The sequence below is a fragment of the Methanothermobacter tenebrarum genome (genome assembly GCF_023167465.1).
GTDB lineage: Archaea > Methanobacteriota > Methanobacteria > Methanobacteriales > DSM-23052 > Methanothermobacter_A > Methanothermobacter_A tenebrarum.
In genome coordinates this window covers 1,184,024-1,200,825 of sequence record NZ_AP025698.1, presented here as the reverse complement: position 1 = coordinate 1,200,825, position 16,802 = coordinate 1,184,024, and the positions used below count along the sequence as shown (strand labels likewise).

Genomic DNA, 16,802 nt, shown 5'->3' with positions numbered 1-16,802 from the left:
TGAATCAGGTCTTGTTTCACTGCTCATTGGAAGAATAAATGTGGCTTTTAAAGCTCCATATTTAACATCAGATTGTCGGTTATCTCCATGAAAACTTCTTTAAGGTTAGGGTTGTAGAGGACAGGAGGGGTCCCGTTGACCAGAGCGTCCATGAAGGTCACTTCATATGGTATTTTCCCCAGGACAGGGATTCTGTTTTTTGTTGCGAATTCTTCAAATTTGGCTGTAATATGTTTATTTATATCCCATTTATTGATTATCATACTATGATGAATCCCAAAATGTCTTACGAGTTGAACTGCGCGTTTAAAGTCACTTAAAGCGGCCTTTGTGGGTTCCGTTACTATAACTGTATGATTAACGCCCTTAACTGAAGATACAACAGGACATCCAATGCCTGCAGCAGCATCCAGTAGTGAAAGTTCTGCACCCTCCAGTTCACCGATTTCAAGGGTCATTTTCCTAACAGCATCCACGATTTTTCCAGATCCTTTTTCGCCAATTTTCAGGTGCCCTGAAACTATCCTGAAACCATAATTCGATGTGAAAGTGCAAACCTTTCCTGTGTCCACCGATCTGACTTCTATTGCTCTAGCCGGACATATGTATTCACACGCGCCACAGCCTTCACAGAGCAGTTCATTTATTTCCGGTGTTGATGTTTCAGAGTTCCATTTTATTGCATTGAATCTGCATACATTTACACATTTCCTTCTTGATTTGCAGTGTTCAGCCATGAGGAATGCCTTTTCAGAAGCTTTTATAGTTTCACATACTTTATCTTCTGTGAATCCAAGAACAAGCTCCAGATTGGGTGCATCTACATCACAGTCTCCCAGGATGATTTCTGTCCTATCTGCAAGTAAAACAGCCATTGATGCTACTATGCTGCTCTTCCCAACACCGCCCTTACCTGAGAGAACACATATCTCCTGCACATTAGCCCCTCCTGGATTCAAGTAACCCTGCAACATCTTCTATCCCTGGAAGTTTGGATGGTTTTCCATCTGAGTAAGCCTTCAGAACGTCTTCAGAATAGGGTATTTGAGCAACCAGAGGAGTTCTACTTTTTTTGGAGACGTCAAGTACCATATCAGCATTACCTATGCCTGCACGGTTGAGTATGATATTTGAATCTATACCAAGTTTATTCAGAAGTTTCAGGATTAATTTCAGGTCATGGGCTCCGAAAGGTGTTGGTTCTGTGACGGCAAATGCTATCTGAACGTCCAGAAGAGCATGTATCACATTACAGTGTACTCCTGCTGGGGTGTCAATGATAATGAAATCCACATCACTGTAACTTCCTGCATTTTTTATAAGCGAATCCACCACTGCTGCGCTGGCCATCGTATCCATCATTGTCTCACCAGAAAGTAACCTGAAATTTTCAGAAACTTTGCCTTCATATATTGACCCTATAATCTTCTCTACAGGTTTTATGGCATTATTTGTGCATGCAATGATGCATGTTCCACATCCATTACACCTATCCTCAATAAAGATAGGTTGCCTGCCCTCCACGAATACTATTGCATTTTCCCTACATATCTCTGAACATTTACCGCACATGAGGCACCTTGAAAAATCAAGGGACGGCACTTGAATCGTTACGTCACATCTCTTTTCTCTCTTGACTGATAAAATAATATGATCATCTGGACACTCAACGTCTGCATCCACAAGCAAAACTTTGAATTTTTCAGCAAGGAGCAGTGCAAGGGAACACGCTATAGTTGATTTTCCCGTGCCGCCTTTCCCGCCAGTTACCGCTATTTTTAATGGCTTATTATTCATGAAAGCACCTTCAGGAGGAAATTTGGGCTGTCAGGATAATCTGCTATAACTGAAGTAGAAGTCCTATCCTATGGAACTGGCAGTTCAACGGATTCTCCTACCCATTCTTCCGCGGATGTTGTCTTGTGATTTTATCTCCTCGAGGTTTCCTTCCTTAAAAAGCGCGAGATTTTCCTCAACTGATCCCTCAGTTGCCCTATAAATTTTTATGTTAAGTTTATTCAAAATCTCGAATACATTCGGCCCGGTTGAAAAGGATATCACCGCATCCACGCCCTTATTTGCAAGTAGCTGGGCTGTCTTTATACCTGCACCTCCTGACTGTAATGCGGAAGAATTTTCAATGACCTCTGAAGAGATTATCTCTTTATCTTCCATATCTAAAATAATAAAGAAGGGTGCCCTTCCAAAAAATCTGCTAATCTTTGATTCAATATCTTTTCCAGAAGATGCGATTGCTATTTTCATAATTAACACCTCATCTATCCTTTAAGCTTTCCTTTAAATTTTTAAAGATTTTTCTTATCTCTGAGTGAATTAATGTGGGTGGTGCGTCTGTAGCTGTCATCCGTGTGTCAAATGGAACTTTACCCAAGAAACGGAGGTTAAATTTCTCTGCAAGATATTTTCCACCTTCTTTACCGAACAGGAATATTTTCTCTCCACATGAGGGGCACTTGAGATATGACATGTTCTCAATTATTCCCAGGACGGGTATCTTCATGTGTTTGACCATGTTAACGCACTTTTTCACATCGTGGATTGCAAACTTATGGGGTGTTGTGACAATGACCGCACCATTAATAGATGGAATTGACTGCAGCACCGTAAGGGGTTCGTCACCCGTTCCCGGGGGATTATCCACCATTAAAACATCAATTCCATCCCAGTTAACATCTGAAAGGAACTGTCTTATGGCTCCTGTCTTTTTTGGTCCTCTCCATATCACAGGTGTGTCCTTTGATGGGAGGAAAAACTCTATTGACAGCACTCTGACCCCTGAAGGTGTGACTGTTGGGTTTATCTTGTTTCCTGTTAGGGTAACTTCTGGCTCGTGAACTTGCATCATCTCCGGGATGTCTGGACCATGTATATCTGCATCCAGTATGCATACCTTGTAACCATCCCTGTTGAATTCTTCAGCAAGCTTCACTGTGATTGTAGACTTCCCAACACCACCCTTTCCGCTCATAACCACGATCTTATGTTTTATATTGGAAAGTGCCCTGGCTATTTCCACATCCTGTTTCATAATTGCAAGTTTTTGAGTATCTTCCGTATTCATTCTGCAACCCCTTAATGTTCTCTGCATGGATTTTCAGCGCCGCTTTTAAGTTCTCCTTTTTTAAAACTTTCAAGTGCTTCTGCTATGGTTCCTCTCGCACCTGTTAGAACATCAACTCCATGGGTGTTAAGAATCTGCACAGCTTTTGGTCCCAGATTTGCACATATAAGAAGATCTACACTTGCACCAAGAATGATCTCAGCTGGTGTTAGCTGGCCTCCACTATGTCTTCCCTTAATTTTTATTATTTCCAGTTTCTGTGTTTCATCATCATAAAAAGCAAATAGGGATGTTTTGCCGAAATGTTCTGAGATCTGTGAATCCATGCTTCTATCTTCTATCACTGGTAAACATATTCGCATTTATTTACACCTCCTTCCTTAATCGGCCCCATACATTGGTGCTCCGCATTTTGGACATTTCTCTATTCTGCATGGTATGCCTGGTGTTTTGGGTACTTCGTATCCGCATTTAATGCATTTACATACGCGTGGTGCCCCAGGTCCAGCTCCAAATCCTCTGCCAGGACCTCTACCAGCACGTGGTAATGTGTCTGCTGATACGAAGGTTATGTTTTCTGATCCGCAGTCGGGACATTTTTCATAGGTTTTTCCTGGTGATATCCATTCAAATTGGCAGTCCATGCATTTGTACCTTCTTCTATCCATAATATAATCACCTCCTTTTAGTATTATTGGTCTGCCCTCGACCAGTGCCTCTGCAACTTTGCTTCTTGCTAATTTCAGGATCCTGTGGAATGTTGGCTGGGATATGCCCATGATTTCAGCTGCCTTCTTTTGCTGGATGCCATGGTGGTCTTTGAGTCTTATGGCTTCAAATTCATCAAGGGTTATTTCAACCCTCACACATGAAGGGGGAGATTCGGGGGAGAATGAAGCCACTTGTGGTTCTCCTAAAATTCTTCTGTGCCTTCTTGGTCTAGGCATGTTTTGAATATATATTCAAAACTTTTATTTAAAGGTGTTGATTATGGATCCCTCCATGAGAAAAACCTTGCAGAGATCAAGCCAAGGGTACAATATCCAGCACCACAACTTCACATGATGATCCAATAGGCACTAAAGGCCCCCCATATACCCGTACCCTCCGAAATAGAAAAGAAACCCACCGGATCTCCATACAAGCCAGAGAGGCAGGGGAACATCAGTCCAACAAGAAGGTTGAAGGGATAGAACTGGCCGCCACGGGTGTGCCCCGAAATTTGAAGGTCAACACTCCTCTCTCTAGCATATTCCCAGTCAACCGGCAAGTAGTGTAAAAGTACAAGGGGTTCCTCAAGATCAAAATCAAGGGCATTGGGGGAAGACGGGTAGAAAATGCTTGACATGGAATCCCCCACATCCACAATCTCCACACCCTTGAACTCAACAACAGACTGATCAATACAAATTAAATCCGTATCAGATATGGGCGTTAAGTCGCCGGCATAGGTGTCAGGGTCCTCTGAAACAAAGAATACAGGCGCATCCATATTAAGTCCCGATAATATGGGGGAATCAACCGGTTTTGAACTATCAATAAGATTCCCTGTTATGAAGACAGCGTCGAGTCCATTTAAAGTCAGAGAAACCTTCCTGAGAAAACCCCCATGAGTGAACAGTGGTGATGTGAAGATCGGAAAAATGCGCAAACCTGCCATTCACCTTCATGGGGACTTCAAGCACTCTCACTTTCAGCTTCATGTCATTCAAGACCCCGTAGACGACCAGGAGTGCTGTAGAGACTACCAGGATAGCCTTCAGCCAGAATACACCCTCAAAGGATAAGGCGAATAAAACTGCATAGCCAATGAGGAAGTAAATAAGGAAAACGGCATATCATTGAAATGTACGTGGACCTTGAAGACCGTGACCTCTCAAGTATGACTGTCAGCGGCAGAACGCGTGAATGGTATGCTCAAGAATCTGGCGCTCAGAAACCCCAGGGTGATGCTGTTGAGGATGTAGTAGCCTGCTGTAGGGAATGCTAAAAAATAAAACCTGAAACTCCCCTCTTCATTGGATCACTGGATTATGGAGCTTTCAGGTAGAAGTTTGACAAGGATGTAGCCATACATCATGAACCTTTTGATATCAGCTATATCCCCAAGCTTGTAACCAGAGACACTCATATTCGCTATTTCCTCATGGTGGCGGTCATAGTTGAGCTTCACCCTGAGACCATCAAGCTGGTTCGTGACGGGTGCTGGTAGGTAGACCTCCCTGATCGCAGAGACCTGATTCTTAATTTCAGTTTTAACAAGTATTGAAGACACCAACTGTCCCACTCTGCATGTAACATCCCGGAATACCTCCGGAGGTACGGTGCCAAGGATAACATGATAGGTCTTGCCAAGAGCGCCGGGAAGGGAATTGCAAGATCTGAGGGTGAAGGAATATCTTTTTGGTGGAGCATCTGGAAGGTGTGTTTTTAGGTTGCGTGATTTTTGTGGGAGAATGAGGCATGTGCAAATGGGAGTGGGTAGGATTCGGGGGACGAAAAGGAGTGTGGTTTCACTTACTGATATCACTGATCTTAAGGAGGCTTTTGAGGAGATAGGAATACTCTTAAGGGAAATACATCATCGTGTTAAGAATAATCTGCAGATTATCAGTAGCCTGTTAAATTTGCAGGTTGGTAGAATAGGGGATGGTAGAGTTCGTAGGCTGTTGCGAGAATCTCAAATGCGGATACAGGCAATGGCAATGATACACGAACACCTTAATCCAGGACACTGGCAAAGATCAAATTCAAAGAATACGTAGAAAGGTTAGTGAACAATATATTCACATCCTATGGGGCCAAGGTTAAAAAAAGATTGGAAATTGAAAACATACAACTGGACCTTGACACCGCCATACCCCTCGGCCTAATAATCAACGAACTGGTAACAAACAGCATCAAATACGCCTTCCCAACAGGAAAAGGGACAATAACAATAAAACTCACAACTAAAAACAACAAAATAACACTAACAGTAGCAGACAATGGCATAGGCCTCCCAGAAAACATCAACATAGAAAAAACAGAAACACTAGGCCTAAAACTAGTAAACATCCTAACAAAACAAATCAACGGAAAACTAACCCTCAAAACAAACCAAGGCACAAAATACAAAATAACATTCCAAAAAATCGTTTAAATATTAAAGTTTATATAAGATTATAGGGGGTGAAGCAATGGAAGTAGAGGAACTTGTTAAAAAGGTTAAACTTGTCGATCTTAAGAAAGCGGCAAAGGAGAGGAATATAAAACTTGGAAGATGCCCCACCAAGTTAAGCATCGCCAAAAAACTCCCCAAAGAAGTCCTCGAAGAACTTGCCTCCAAATCCGACTAAATAAAAAGCTGGCCAACCACTTGGGGGTTTCCCGCTTTAATAGTGAGGGTTTGCCGGAATTTAGACTTTTTTGTGGTTCTGTTTCCAGGGGCTCGTGGTTACTAAGCCCCCGTGGTAATATCAGGTTAACGGAGATGTGATCTCGGTATGGGGTTATCCTGGGCTAGTCCTTGGTTTGTACCCTAAGGTTTTTTTGTGGGTTGTATGTTTAATAGCGTTTTTCATAGAAGGTGCTTTTAAGGTTTATTTTTTACAGATAGTGGTGGTTTATTTTGGTGTCATTGAGAACTAACATCCATGTTTTGGACTGTTAAGATCCCAGATAGGGGGATGACACTTTGAAAAGGCATCCATTTATGTGGGTACGTTTTCTGTGTATTCTGCGAAGTCTCTGCCACAAGAATTACAATGGTAATAATAGTACCAGTACCCTCCTACTGGTCCCGTTCTGGTCTGATAGGTGTCAGCAGAGCCACAGAAGGGGCAGATGGGGCGTGCCTCGCCTACATGGACTAGAAGTCCTATTGGGTATGTTGCAAGATCGTTTTTATCTGATGATTGGATATTTTCTACCTCCTTGCTTTTAGAATTATGTTGGGGTGGTTTTACTAGAAGATTGGTTGTTCCTCTTGTAACCACTAATATAAAACAAACTCTAGATATTTTTTGTTGTTTTATTTAATCTTGTATATCAATGCTCGTTGATGAGTGAAATGTCCTCTGATGTTTGTTCTTAAGTGTTTATAGAGATCTTTTTTGTGACCTTCAAATGTTACTTTATTAGCCGTGGAGACGAGGGCCCCTGGTTTGTATCCGGTGGCTTGGCACATTTTATGGAGTAGTATGGCTAGGGCTATGAAGTTTCCGTATGCTTTTGTATCGAAAAATTGGCTCCTGAAAACTGCCATTAGGTTTAATTTGTCTTTTATGGGTTTAAAATGATTTGGGTTAAGCATTTCACCCCTTCTACCCGTGGACATGGTCTGCATGCGGCTTTTAAGTCTTTGGTTGGTGAAAATAGGATGCATACCATGGCATTTGTAGAACCTCCGTGCATTTTCTTGCCTTTTTTGTCCTTGGCGGATAGGCGTTTTTCTACTTCCTTGAGTTGGTGGAAGGAAAACTCTCCTGCTAAGCTTTTTTTATATTGGCCTTGGCTATTGAGGAGGTCTTGTATCCTACCATTTATCCAATCCTTGCCTGAATAACCGCCGGTTTGTTCATCTTTTTTAGAAAATTTGAATTCAGTGAAAGCTTGGTATATTCTATTCTCCACGTTTATAACTTCAAGCCAATCAGTAACATCTAGGGATGAAATAGACGTTGAATTGTCTAGGATTGGCTTTGAAATATGGACCATCAGGTACCAGTGGGGTGACCTGGCATTTACTATCCCCTTTAAGGCTTTGAAGTAGGCTTCTCCGATACTCTCACCTTCGATATAACCCATCTAACCCCCCCACTTGGCGTTCTAGGAACCTTTGAAATGAAATAGCAACCCCCCAACATTATATTTACTTTTATAGAGGATTTTCTTCTGAAAGTCCAGGACACTCTTATTGTTTTTCTGAATTGGAGTTAAATGTGAAGTTGATGGGGGAAATCATGAACTTTTGGGAAGATTATCCAAGGTGGTAGGATAAGGTTTTTTTACACTCTCGTTGAAATTTGAATAATTTGGAGTGTAGGGGGAAATTTAGGTGATATTGGCCATTTGGCACCCCCCCTTTTAAGGTGTGGGGTATTATACCCCTTGGAGTATTGTCACTCTTTTTTATGGTCGGTTAAGGAATTTTACACTCCCGTGTGGGGGGAGTTATAGGTTTTGTTCAGGGACTTTACTTTCTTCTACTTTTGGTTTTGGGGTTGGTTTTCTTGTTGGCTTTGGTGGGGTTGAAGATTCCCCTGTGAGGAGGGTTTCTGCTGCTCTACCCCCAAAGTAGAAGCCGGTTATAGCAGCTAAAAGCCCGGCGAGCATGCTTAGGATGTTGCCGATGATTTGTGAATCGTTTCCTTTAGTTCCTGCAACTAATATGTGAAGTGTGGCTATACCCAGGATTAGTATCACAGTGAGTGCTATCACACCCCGGGTAAGGCTTGGTATACCAGGTGGGGATTTTCCACTTTCGTTGATAAATTCTCTTAGTTCAGCTAATGTTAATTTATCGTGTGATGCTTTATCTATGAGTTTCTTCAGGAGTATTTCTCGTGTTTTATCCTGTGATCGGTATGCTAGGGTTATGTCAAGAACTTCAGGGATAAGTGCAAATAGTGTTATTCCCATCACATAAATTAATAGTGTCCATTCCAATTTTGCCACCATCTTAGTGTAATTTGTCTAATTTTGCAAAAAAATCAGTTATATACACTTTTTATCTTGTATATTCTACTTTGGCTGATTTTTTTAATTTTTTGGAATTTTTCACATCACTTCTTTTTGATTTGATTATTTATGGAATTACATTTTTTATTTATTGTTTCTTGCTATTTCAACTAGATCAAAATATATTTAAAGGATGATTTCAGGTGGTTGATGGGCTTTAAATGTATATCCACAGAATTTAAAGAAAGTTTTCAAGATCATAATTATAGGACCAATCGCAGACGAAAAGGAACATTCCTCTTTTCACCTTAAAAACATAATAATTAAATGAAATCAACAACATAGGTTGGCCGGTACTTTTCTTTTCTGTCTGATGGGGGGTCCGGTATTCAGAGGGAATTTTATGCTTCTCTCCTCGTTTGTTAGTTTGGGGGGGTTCGCTCGTCTGCATATTTTTAGGATATGGCTATTACAGGAGCATTCAAACCTTTTCGCATAGAGATTTTGAAATCTCAATAACACTATATAATGTTTACTAATCATCTATTATTAGCAAAATTTTAATATTATAATGTTTAGAATAATATTGGGCATGTGAATGGTGGTCTTCATCCTATGAGGTGAAATTGTAGGGTGATGGTCTCCTTCACATGTACTAAATTTATGGGGGGGTGAAAAGGGGATGAAAAAAATTGCACCAATCCTTGCATTGGTGATGCTAGTTTCTATAATCGGCGCTGGAGCAGTCGCGGCACAGGAAGATGATCTACCGGACGGAGAAGCGGATTTGGCGGTTGATGTTACGCTGACTGATTCTGAGGGTAATCCTTTGGATGAGGCTACTGTTGGTGATGAGGTTGTAGGTGTTGTTGAAGCGGCGAACAATGGACCGGATGATGCGACTGGTGTTGTTGTCTATTTATGGCAGCAGGGTTTCGGAAACCCTGATGTGGAGAATATTGTCAACTGGTGGTCTGTTTCATGGGATGGTGTCAATTGGGTGGACTTTGACCCTTCATTCGACCCAGAAGATGGCATATGGGATATAGGTGACATGCCAGCTGGGGATGTTTACACGCTCTTGATAGGATTCACGGCAAAGGAAGCTGGACCGGGCATCCTTGGAGCAGGGATAGAAGGCGACCAATACGACCCAGATTATTCAAACAATGAAGACGAATATGTCATCGATATCCTGGAACCTGTTATTCCAGTTTCTGCTGGTAAGGTTCCTATGCAACCTACAGGCGCTCCATTAGCACTTGCAATACTCTCAGTTCTCATGACAATAGCCGGCCTAACACTACCCAAAATAAAATAAAATTCCATTTATTTCTTATTTTTTTGTGGTGTAGATGTTTTTCAAGATGAATTTAAGGCTGTGACCAAAGATTGCGGTGAGTGTTACGAGCATTGCAACGATTAACAGCCCCCTAAACATGTAATATATGTAGATGTTTTTGAAATGGAATGGGAAGATTCTGTAGACTGTCGAGAGCATAATATAATTGATCAGATTCAAAGCTGCTTGTGAAAGCGACCAGAACCATTCCTTCTTATATACAAGATATAAGAAGTTTAGTATGATACTTGTGACGATTACAATGTTTAGGATGGGTATAACATACTTGAATGATGCTAGTATAAATGAAAGTTTCCATGATAGGATGTTGTTTATAACATAGAGGAGGATCAGATTTATTATTATGGCCCCTATAAATTCTGAGTTTTTGAATTCTTTATCTTTAAGGAATTTTTCAAGGGTTTTTCCCAAATTTACCAAATCCTATATTTTCATGGTTCCGATGTATTCGTGTTTTTCTAATTTTGGCGGGTTTTTATAAATTTCAAATTTTGGCTTATAACCGTAGTGTTCCAGTGTTATTTTAAGGTGTGCTAGGGCTATGCCCATGTCAATGGGATTCCATCTTCCGATGAACCCGACCTTTAATATGTTGGGGATCTTCTGATATACATGTATCATATTTTCTTCTCCTTTAAGGAACCATGGTTGGTTGTTAGCTGCTGATGGTGCAAGGCGCACAGCCTCTAGGATTCTATCCATGCCTTTAATGTCTGTTATCTCGTATAATGATTTTCTCTTAAATTCGGCATGTTTTCGGTGTAATGGTTCGGCTGGTTCCCCGAAGGCCAGTAGTATGATGAATTCAAGTTGGGATTTAACATGAGATTTTAGTTTGGGTATTCCCTGCCAGCAACTCCCAATACCCATACTTGATAATCTGAGGTCCATCTGTTGCAACATGAAACCAACATTAACCTTTGCTCTTTTGTTTTTCTCAGAAAAGGCCGCTATATAATGTGGTGCGGGGCGTTGAATAAAGGTTTTAACATCATCATTTGATATTATCTGGAATTCTGTTCCAATGCCATTGGTGAGAGGTTCAAGGGAATCTAGGAGATCATGGACTTTTTTAAGTTGTCTTCCTTTTATGGGGCCTTTATATCTTCTTATGGATTTCCTTTTGAAAATAAATGGATAAAGGTCTTTCATCTTGGTATGGTTTGTAATCTGGGGATTATAACCTTTTCTTTGAACTTTTCCGAAAGCTCCCTCTGAAGGTACTTTTTTTGTGGGAAATTATCAGCCTATGATCTAGGTTGATAGAGGGGGGTTTTTGATGGGGTATCTGTTTGGTCAACTTTTTATTATGGTATTTGTTGATGGGGGGAGTCTCATCGAATCTGCACGTGAAATTGTTTGAGTAAATCTGCCGGTGGTGGGGTCATTTGATTGTTTGTATCATTAGGGAAGTCTTTTTGGTGGGATTTATAATCTTTTGCTTCCTGGTTTTGGTTTGAGAGAATATATTTCTTCTATTTCCACTAGTAGGGCTGCTTGTGGTTTTATCTTTTCGCCGAATCTTTCTTTCACCATCTTTTTGACTTCTTGGAAGTGGTTGCCTTCTTTTATTATTTTCCCGGTTCCTTTTATCATGTACCCGTCATAGTATATTGCTGATCCTATGGCGACCTTTGAACCCCTTTGGATGTTTTTCATGGTCTTGGTGGCGAAGTTTAAGGCGATGAGTAATTTGTCGCTGTCAATGACTTTTGTGAAGCAGACTGGGGCTAGGTGTGGGTTCCCATCGTCGACTGTTGCAATCCAGATTAATGGCTTTTCTTTATTGCAGAATTCGTTATTTAACATTTCCCGGGCTTCTTCTGGCAATTTAACCAATGTTTTCACCCCCAACATTTTTTTAGTCTTCTTAGTATTATAGGGTGGTCTTTTTACTTATCTCTTACCATTGAAGTGCTGGTAAACTATTTCAGGAGTTTTTCACATAATCTTAGAGCTTCTGTCATGTCATTTTTTAATCTTGTGAATTTAACACCCAGTGTGTACTTTTTGGCTTTTTTCATTTGTTTAGGGGAAGAAACATTTAGTATCCGGGGTATTAGTATCTTTTCCAGTTTTTCTAGGAGTTTTTTCTTGTCGGTTCTTGTGGTGTAGCCCATCTTTTTGAGTTCCTTATTTAATTCTTGGAGGCTTAACAGGCCTTTTAAATAGGTTATTAATTTTTCACGGCAGTTGATAAGATCTGAAATTTTCACAATCCCAACGGGTTTTTCAGTTGGTGAACTCAATAATCCTGCGAAGGAATATGGATAGGTTATATGTGACCTGAGAAGCCCTGAAAGGTCATCTTCATGATCTTCGCTCATCTTCTTGAAGAATAAAGGCACATTGATGGTCCTGCTCATACCAATCCTCCCAAGAGCCTCTAAAATACCATAAGCCAGCATGTAATGGTTTTTAAGCTTTGTCTTGGAAATATAGGATGCTACTTTGATAAGTGAATTGTTGGAGTGTATTATACCAACTGGCTCATAAAAGAATGCTAGTAATTCTGCCCTCTGTTCTCTTGAAATGTAATTTTGGGCTTCATATGCTATTCTATTATAATCCATATGATACCATTTCTGGTCATCGAGTATATGGGCGATTTCATGGGCTATAACAGCCCTCTTCGACTCGAAACTGGAGAATATATCAAAGGGTATTATCCTATTGGGTGTGGAGAATTCTATTATTGTTATAACACCCGGTATGCTACGATAGACTCTAATCCCTATGGGATACTTGGAAACATGCCAGATTAGGGGGTTGTATTCAAGGTAAATTTCCCGTTTAAAATCGAAATCTTCTAATACCTGCTCTAATGCATTCTCCCAACTTTCTTTAATCTTTGCTAGTAGTTTTTCGTCTATATTTTCAACGGCTGCGGCCGCGCGTTCGGAGATACTTAAACTCATGGTTAGTGGTGTTGGATTAGGGCTATCCGCGCCCCGTTTGGATCTTCTATAAATGCGAGAAGTCCGACTGTTATTGGAGTCGGCTCCATGATGACTTTGGCGCCTTTAGATTTGAGTTCTTTGATTTTAGCCTTTAGGTCTTCAACTTCTATTCCTATAGAGAATAAGCCGGGCTCGTCTAAGGGGCTTCTGATGAGCTCTAACATGGCCTCTCCTTCACTTTTTAGGAGTGTTATCGTCCCATTTGACCCTAGATCGTATTGACTGTCTATTTTAAATCCCATAACTTCTGTGTAGAATCTAATCGACTCTTCCATGTCCTTAACTATTATTGTAGCATACTTAATTTTCATATTTTTCACCTATACCATTAAAATTGGACTGGTTGCTAACCAAGAAAATTTTATTCAACCACCTATATCCTCTATTCATGGCCACTTAGGGGATATCTTGCTTTTTCCTTCTTTTTGGATCAGAGGTTCTTTTCTGTGTATGATTTTATCAGGAGTTTTATTTTCTTTACTTTATACACCCCCCCATCATGTATCATAAATTTTTAATAGGGAAAGGATATAAATTTATCTAGGGAGTTTGAATCGTGAAATACAAGATTATTTTGATAGCGGTCATAATCGCTATATTGGCGGGTGGATTGGTATTTTACACTCCATACAAAAAAGAAAAGGAATTGAGGGTGTTCAATGCGTCGGCGACTGCTAGGGAGTTTAATGCAGAAAATGCCATGGGATTTAGCAGGGGAATATGCAAGTTAGGGCCTAGATATGGGGGTAACAATGTCGAGTTAAAGGCTGCTGATCTTATGGAGAAAAAGTTCGAGGAAAATGGCATAGAAGCCCGTAAAGAAAGGGTGGATCTTGGCGGGGGCAAGTACACTTACAACGTTATTGGGGTTATCAACGGCACCAACCAGAATAAATATGTTATTTTGGCTTCACATATTGATTCTCCAGGATTCTGTGAAGGAGCTACCGATGATGGGGCTGCACTAGGAGTACAAGTTGAGGTTGCGAGGATATTATCATCCCAAGATTTTAAACCCGAGAAGACGATCTTGATCATAGGATTTGGGGGTGAAGAGCTCTGGTTTAAAGGTTCTGAAGATTTTGTGAAAAGACACCCTGAAATAGTCCGAAACTGTGAAGCGGTGATAGATTTAAATTGTGTTGGTGCTGGTGAAAATGTATTCTTAACGGAGTATAGTTATCAGCCAAAGCCGGTTAGAGGAGACCCTAAACTAATCAACCTCATAATGGAATGTGCACAAGAACTAGAACATCCTGTCACCATTGGAGAAACGACATACCCTAGTGACACTTACCCATTTTATTATAACAGTATCAAAAGAGTGCCAGTCTGTCAGGTGATGAGCCAACCATTCAAGGTAGCGCCTTGGAGTTCGGAGAACAGCGCAGACAAGCTTGACCAAGAAGACATTAGAAAGATTGGTGAAACAATAACATTAGCCTTGTTTAAATTGGCAACATAACACTTTAGTGTCCTCACACGAAAAACGTGGAAGGATTTTTCTACCATAAAAAAATAATATAGGAGGGGGATGAACCATGAACATATTATTACTAATAATCGTCGCCATGATATTATTTGTGATAGCGTCCCTATCTATAAAAATCGTGAAGCAATATGAGAGGGGGGTGGTTTTCAGACTGGGAAAAGTCATAGGCGTCAAAGAACCCGGCCTTCGCCTTATAATCCCACTTGTAGACCGGATGGTTAAAGTCTCCTTGAGGATAGTGACAATGCCCATACCATCACAGAAGATAATAACCCAGGATAATGTTTCAATTGATGTTGCAGCGGTGGCATATTTCAAGGTTGTGGACCCCTTTAAGCTGTTGTGGCTATAGAAGATTATTATGGGGCGGTGAACCAAATATCCCAGACCACAGTAAGGAACGTTATAGGACAATTCGCCCTTGATGAAGTGCTCTCAGAAACAGCCAAGATCAATGATAAGATCAAGGAGATCATTGACAGTCACAGCGAACCATGGGGTGTAAATGTTACCACGGTGGAGATAAAGGATATTAAGCTGCCGGAGGGGATGCAAAGGGCCATGGCAAAACAGGCCGAGGCTGAAAGAGAGAAGAGGGCTAAGATTATCACAGCGGAGGGGGAATATCTTTCAGCTTCTAAACTTGGAGAAGCTGCTGATGTTATAGCGGAACATCCTATAGCATTACAACTTAGGAACCTGCAAGTGCTTAGTGAGATAGCTGCTGAGAAAAACTCCACTATAATATTCCCAGCCCAGTTTATGTCAAGTATAAATGATATAAGAAAGTTCATAGAAAAGGAGATGAAATCCATAGAGGGGTTACGTTGACTTAGGGGTGGTAACGTCTTTGAATGGGAGGTTCGGTTCTATATAGGTTCTATAGAATGTTTCGAGGAATACTTTTATCATGTGGGTGTGTCTTAGTAGGTATGATGGTCTTGAGTAAAATTTGAGGTATGCTTTTACAAGTTTTCTTTTCACGAGTTCTTTGCTCAAGCCCAATTTTTCATATTTTATCACTGGATGGATCACGGTATACTTGTCCCAGTCTTCTTCGAGCAAACCATCCTTTTTCAGTTTATAGTAGATTGGCGTTCCGGGGAATGGTGTTAGGATAGAATACTGGCTATAATCTGGGTCAAGTTTAATTGAGAAATCTATTGTTTTATCCATTTCCTCTGGTGTTTCACCCGGGTAACCTAATATGAATGATGCTATGACATCTATTCCAACATTCTTAGCTGTTTTCACAGCATCTTTTGCTTGTTGGAGTGTTATACCCTTCTTCATAAGATCAAGGATCCTCTGTGACCCTGATTCAACGCCATAGTAGATTGTGCTCATACCGGCTGATTTGAGTTTTTCTAAAAGTGGCCTTTTCACCATATCGACTCTTGATGATGTCACGAAATTAACATCTATACCCCTTGCTTTGATTTCATCTGCTATGGCTTGGGCTCTTCTACGGTGCAACATGAATGTATCATCGAGGAATGCTATGTCATGGAGGCCGTACTTGTATACGAGTTCTTCGACTTCGTCTACCACGTTCTCGGGGCTTCTGAAACGGAATTTTTTGCCCATGATGAGGGATGATGAGCAGTATTCGCATGAGTATACGCATCCTCTGCTTGTTATCATCCCCCCAGCTTCTTCGTTTGATGTTTCATATTCATGGAATGGTATAAGGTGTCTTGCGGGGAATGGGAGCCTGTCAAGGTCTTTTATAAGGGGTCGTGGTTCGTTAATCTTTAACTTGGATCCTTTACGGTATGCGATCCCCTTAACCTCTTCCAGTCCTTTTTTGTCCTTTTTTTCATATTTTTCGGCGAGTTCTGTGATGGTTTCTTCCCCTTCACCTATCACGACCACGTCAAGTTCTTTTAGGCTTTTTAGGGTGTCCAGGGGTAGGAATGTTGGATGGGGTCCTCCGATGACTGTGAGAACATCGGGTAATAACTTTTTAATGGTTTTGATATATTCTAGGCTGCTTTTGATTGTTGCTGTGGTTGCTGTGACACCCACAATCAGGGGGTTGAGTTTTTCTATTATATTAGCTATTCTTTCAGAGCCCCACCTTTTAAGGTCGTCATCTATTATTTTAACAGAGAATGATGCCTTCTCTAGTGAGGCTGCGAGATACATTAGGTTTAGTGGGGGTAAACTTAATCCTAGTTTGTTTTTAACTGCGGTTTTGTCCTGGGGGTTTAAGAGGACCACATCCACTTTTAACACTCTCCC

At 40.8% G+C, this 16,802-nt stretch carries 25 protein-coding genes and 1 pseudogene; 8 read left to right on the top strand and 18 right to left on the bottom strand.

What is annotated here, in order from left to right; all coding sequences use genetic code 11:
* Positions 1-47: 47 nt before the first annotated feature.
* The 8 genes from MTTB_RS06785 to MTTB_RS06750 all read right to left on the bottom strand — a co-directional run bounded on the left by MTTB_RS06785 (position 48) and on the right by MTTB_RS06750 (position 5,357).
* Positions 48-938 carry an ATP-binding protein gene (locus MTTB_RS06785; RefSeq protein WP_248564249.1) on the bottom strand — a complete coding sequence of 297 codons (891 nt, stop codon included), beginning with the start codon at positions 936-938 and terminating at the stop codon, positions 48-50.
* 1 nt (position 939) lies between these two features.
* Positions 940-1,797, bottom strand: a complete 858-nt coding sequence (locus MTTB_RS06780) for a nucleotide-binding protein (RefSeq protein WP_248564248.1) — start codon at positions 1,795-1,797, stop codon at positions 940-942.
* An 84-nt stretch (positions 1,798-1,881) separates the two neighbouring features.
* Entirely contained in the window at positions 1,882-2,265 is a 384-nt protein-coding gene (locus MTTB_RS06775) for a NifB/NifX family molybdenum-iron cluster-binding protein (protein WP_248564247.1), read from the bottom strand.
* Between the two features lie 10 nt (positions 2,266-2,275).
* Complete coding sequence (locus tag MTTB_RS06770) at positions 2,276-3,082, bottom strand: Mrp/NBP35 family ATP-binding protein (protein WP_248564246.1); 807 nt, start codon at positions 3,080-3,082, stop codon at positions 2,276-2,278.
* Positions 3,083-3,093: 11 nt separating this feature from the next.
* Complete coding sequence (locus tag MTTB_RS06765) at positions 3,094-3,444, bottom strand: NifB/NifX family molybdenum-iron cluster-binding protein (protein ID WP_248564245.1); 351 nt, start codon at positions 3,442-3,444, stop codon at positions 3,094-3,096.
* 18 nt (positions 3,445-3,462) lie between these two features.
* Positions 3,463-3,984: a DUF134 domain-containing protein gene (locus tag MTTB_RS06760; protein WP_248564244.1), complete on the bottom strand. Its 522-nt coding sequence runs from the start codon at positions 3,982-3,984 to the stop codon at positions 3,463-3,465.
* Positions 3,985-4,139: 155 nt separating this feature from the next.
* Positions 4,140-4,742 (bottom strand): metallophosphoesterase family protein, encoded by a 603-nt coding sequence (locus MTTB_RS06755; RefSeq protein ID WP_248564243.1) that lies wholly within the window; start codon positions 4,740-4,742, stop codon positions 4,140-4,142.
* A gap of 363 nt (positions 4,743-5,105) precedes the next feature.
* The gene (locus tag MTTB_RS06750) at positions 5,106-5,357 is read right to left on the bottom strand and encodes a methyl-coenzyme M reductase family protein (protein WP_248565311.1); all 252 of its coding nucleotides are present in this window, start codon (positions 5,355-5,357) and stop codon (positions 5,106-5,108) included.
* On the opposite strand from MTTB_RS06750, the pseudogene MTTB_RS06745 reads away from it, so the two are divergent.
* From MTTB_RS06745 to MTTB_RS06730, 4 genes and pseudogenes are all read left to right on the top strand, one after another.
* Positions 5,352-5,453: pseudogene (locus tag MTTB_RS06745) on the top strand (methyl-coenzyme M reductase family protein); the annotation flags it as partial. The gene MTTB_RS06750 and the pseudogene MTTB_RS06745 overlap by 6 nt on opposite strands.
* 85 nt (positions 5,454-5,538) lie before the next feature.
* Positions 5,539-5,847 (top strand): histidine kinase dimerization/phosphoacceptor domain -containing protein, encoded by a 309-nt coding sequence (locus MTTB_RS06740; protein ID WP_248564242.1) that lies wholly within the window; start codon positions 5,539-5,541, stop codon positions 5,845-5,847.
* 8 nt (positions 5,848-5,855) lie between these two features.
* Complete coding sequence (locus tag MTTB_RS06735; RefSeq protein ID WP_248564241.1) at positions 5,856-6,224, top strand: sensor histidine kinase; 369 nt, start codon at positions 5,856-5,858, stop codon at positions 6,222-6,224.
* A gap of 37 nt (positions 6,225-6,261) precedes the next feature.
* Complete coding sequence (locus MTTB_RS06730) at positions 6,262-6,420, top strand: hypothetical protein (RefSeq protein WP_248564240.1); 159 nt, start codon at positions 6,262-6,264, stop codon at positions 6,418-6,420.
* Positions 6,421-6,774: 354 nt separating this feature from the next.
* On the opposite strand, the gene MTTB_RS06725 is transcribed toward MTTB_RS06730, so the two are convergent.
* From MTTB_RS06725 to MTTB_RS06710, 4 genes are all read right to left on the bottom strand, one after another.
* On the bottom strand, positions 6,775-7,059 hold the full coding sequence (locus tag MTTB_RS06725) for a hypothetical protein (protein ID WP_248564239.1): 285 nt from the start codon (positions 7,057-7,059) through the stop codon (positions 6,775-6,777).
* 35 nt (positions 7,060-7,094) lie between these two features.
* A complete protein-coding gene (locus tag MTTB_RS06720) occupies positions 7,095-7,376 on the bottom strand; it encodes a hypothetical protein (protein WP_248564238.1) in 282 nt (93 codons plus the stop codon).
* Positions 7,346-7,870: a hypothetical protein gene (locus MTTB_RS06715; protein ID WP_248564237.1), complete on the bottom strand. Its 525-nt coding sequence runs from the start codon at positions 7,868-7,870 to the stop codon at positions 7,346-7,348. Before MTTB_RS06715 ends, MTTB_RS06720 begins: the two co-directional genes overlap by 31 nt.
* Positions 7,871-8,236: 366 nt before the next feature.
* The gene (locus tag MTTB_RS06710) at positions 8,237-8,731 is read right to left on the bottom strand and encodes a hypothetical protein (RefSeq protein WP_248564236.1); all 495 of its coding nucleotides are present in this window, start codon (positions 8,729-8,731) and stop codon (positions 8,237-8,239) included.
* A 694-nt stretch (positions 8,732-9,425) separates the two neighbouring features.
* Between MTTB_RS06710 and MTTB_RS06705 the strand changes: the two genes are divergently transcribed.
* Complete coding sequence (locus MTTB_RS06705; RefSeq protein WP_248564235.1) at positions 9,426-10,064, top strand: DUF11 domain-containing protein; 639 nt, start codon at positions 9,426-9,428, stop codon at positions 10,062-10,064.
* 15 nt (positions 10,065-10,079) lie between these two features.
* On the opposite strand, the gene MTTB_RS06700 is transcribed toward MTTB_RS06705, so the two are convergent.
* The 5 genes from MTTB_RS06700 to MTTB_RS06680 form a co-directional block, all read right to left on the bottom strand.
* Positions 10,080-10,517: a hypothetical protein gene (locus tag MTTB_RS06700; protein WP_248564234.1), complete on the bottom strand. Its 438-nt coding sequence runs from the start codon at positions 10,515-10,517 to the stop codon at positions 10,080-10,082.
* A gap of 12 nt (positions 10,518-10,529) precedes the next feature.
* Positions 10,530-11,258, bottom strand: coding sequence for a nitroreductase family protein (locus MTTB_RS06695; protein ID WP_248564233.1), 729 nt, complete (start codon positions 11,256-11,258; stop codon positions 10,530-10,532).
* Between the two features lie 276 nt (positions 11,259-11,534).
* On the bottom strand, positions 11,535-11,945 hold the full coding sequence (locus MTTB_RS06690; protein WP_248564232.1) for a pyridoxamine 5'-phosphate oxidase family protein: 411 nt from the start codon (positions 11,943-11,945) through the stop codon (positions 11,535-11,537).
* Positions 11,946-12,031: 86 nt separating this feature from the next.
* Entirely contained in the window at positions 12,032-13,024 is a 993-nt protein-coding gene (locus MTTB_RS06685; protein ID WP_248564231.1) for a hypothetical protein, read from the bottom strand.
* Between the two features lie 2 nt (positions 13,025-13,026).
* A complete protein-coding gene (locus MTTB_RS06680) occupies positions 13,027-13,377 on the bottom strand; it encodes a VOC family protein (protein WP_248564230.1) in 351 nt (116 codons plus the stop codon).
* Between the two features lie 245 nt (positions 13,378-13,622).
* Here MTTB_RS06680 and MTTB_RS06675 point away from each other — a divergent pair, with 245 nt between their 5' ends.
* From MTTB_RS06675 to MTTB_RS06670, 3 genes are all read left to right on the top strand, one after another.
* Positions 13,623-14,531 (top strand): M28 family metallopeptidase, encoded by a 909-nt coding sequence (locus tag MTTB_RS06675; protein WP_248564229.1) that lies wholly within the window; start codon positions 13,623-13,625, stop codon positions 14,529-14,531.
* A gap of 76 nt (positions 14,532-14,607) precedes the next feature.
* Positions 14,608-14,910: an SPFH domain-containing protein gene (locus MTTB_RS08375; RefSeq protein WP_282570349.1), complete on the top strand. Its 303-nt coding sequence runs from the start codon at positions 14,608-14,610 to the stop codon at positions 14,908-14,910.
* Positions 14,901-15,389: an SPFH domain-containing protein gene (locus tag MTTB_RS06670; RefSeq protein ID WP_282570348.1), complete on the top strand. Its 489-nt coding sequence runs from the start codon at positions 14,901-14,903 to the stop codon at positions 15,387-15,389. The genes MTTB_RS08375 and MTTB_RS06670 overlap by 10 nt, the downstream gene beginning before the upstream one ends.
* Here MTTB_RS06670 and MTTB_RS06665 read toward each other — a convergent pair.
* A complete protein-coding gene (locus tag MTTB_RS06665; protein ID WP_248564228.1) occupies positions 15,381-16,787 on the bottom strand; it encodes a B12-binding domain-containing radical SAM protein in 1,407 nt (468 codons plus the stop codon). The genes MTTB_RS06670 and MTTB_RS06665 overlap by 9 nt on opposite strands.
* Positions 16,788-16,802: the final 15 nt, after the last annotated feature.

Coding starts and splice junctions, on each gene's coding strand:
- MTTB_RS06770 (WP_248564246.1), bottom strand. CDS start 3,082: ATGAATACGGAAGATACTCAAAAACTTGCAATTATGAAACAGGATGTG.
- MTTB_RS06720 (WP_248564238.1), bottom strand. CDS start 7,376: ATGCTTAACCCAAATCATTTTAAACCCATAAAAGACAAATTAAACCTA.
- MTTB_RS06780 (WP_248564248.1), bottom strand. CDS start 1,797: ATGAATAATAAGCCATTAAAAATAGCGGTAACTGGCGGGAAAGGCGGC.
- MTTB_RS06680 (WP_248564230.1), bottom strand. CDS start 13,377: ATGAAAATTAAGTATGCTACAATAATAGTTAAGGACATGGAAGAGTCG.
- MTTB_RS06730 (WP_248564240.1), top strand. CDS start 6,262: ATGGAAGTAGAGGAACTTGTTAAAAAGGTTAAACTTGTCGATCTTAAG.
- MTTB_RS08375 (WP_282570349.1), top strand. CDS start 14,608: ATGAACATATTATTACTAATAATCGTCGCCATGATATTATTTGTGATA.
- MTTB_RS06685 (WP_248564231.1), bottom strand. CDS start 13,024: ATGAGTTTAAGTATCTCCGAACGCGCGGCCGCAGCCGTTGAAAATATA.
- MTTB_RS06740 (WP_248564242.1), top strand. CDS start 5,539: ATGAGGCATGTGCAAATGGGAGTGGGTAGGATTCGGGGGACGAAAAGG.
- MTTB_RS06775 (WP_248564247.1), bottom strand. CDS start 2,265: ATGAAAATAGCAATCGCATCTTCTGGAAAAGATATTGAATCAAAGATT.
- MTTB_RS06755 (WP_248564243.1), bottom strand. CDS start 4,742: ATGGCAGGTTTGCGCATTTTTCCGATCTTCACATCACCACTGTTCACT.
- MTTB_RS06765 (WP_248564245.1), bottom strand. CDS start 3,444: ATGCGAATATGTTTACCAGTGATAGAAGATAGAAGCATGGATTCACAG.
- MTTB_RS06705 (WP_248564235.1), top strand. CDS start 9,426: ATGAAAAAAATTGCACCAATCCTTGCATTGGTGATGCTAGTTTCTATA.
- MTTB_RS06715 (WP_248564237.1), bottom strand. CDS start 7,870: ATGGGTTATATCGAAGGTGAGAGTATCGGAGAAGCCTACTTCAAAGCC.
- MTTB_RS06695 (WP_248564233.1), bottom strand. CDS start 11,258: ATGAAAGACCTTTATCCATTTATTTTCAAAAGGAAATCCATAAGAAGA.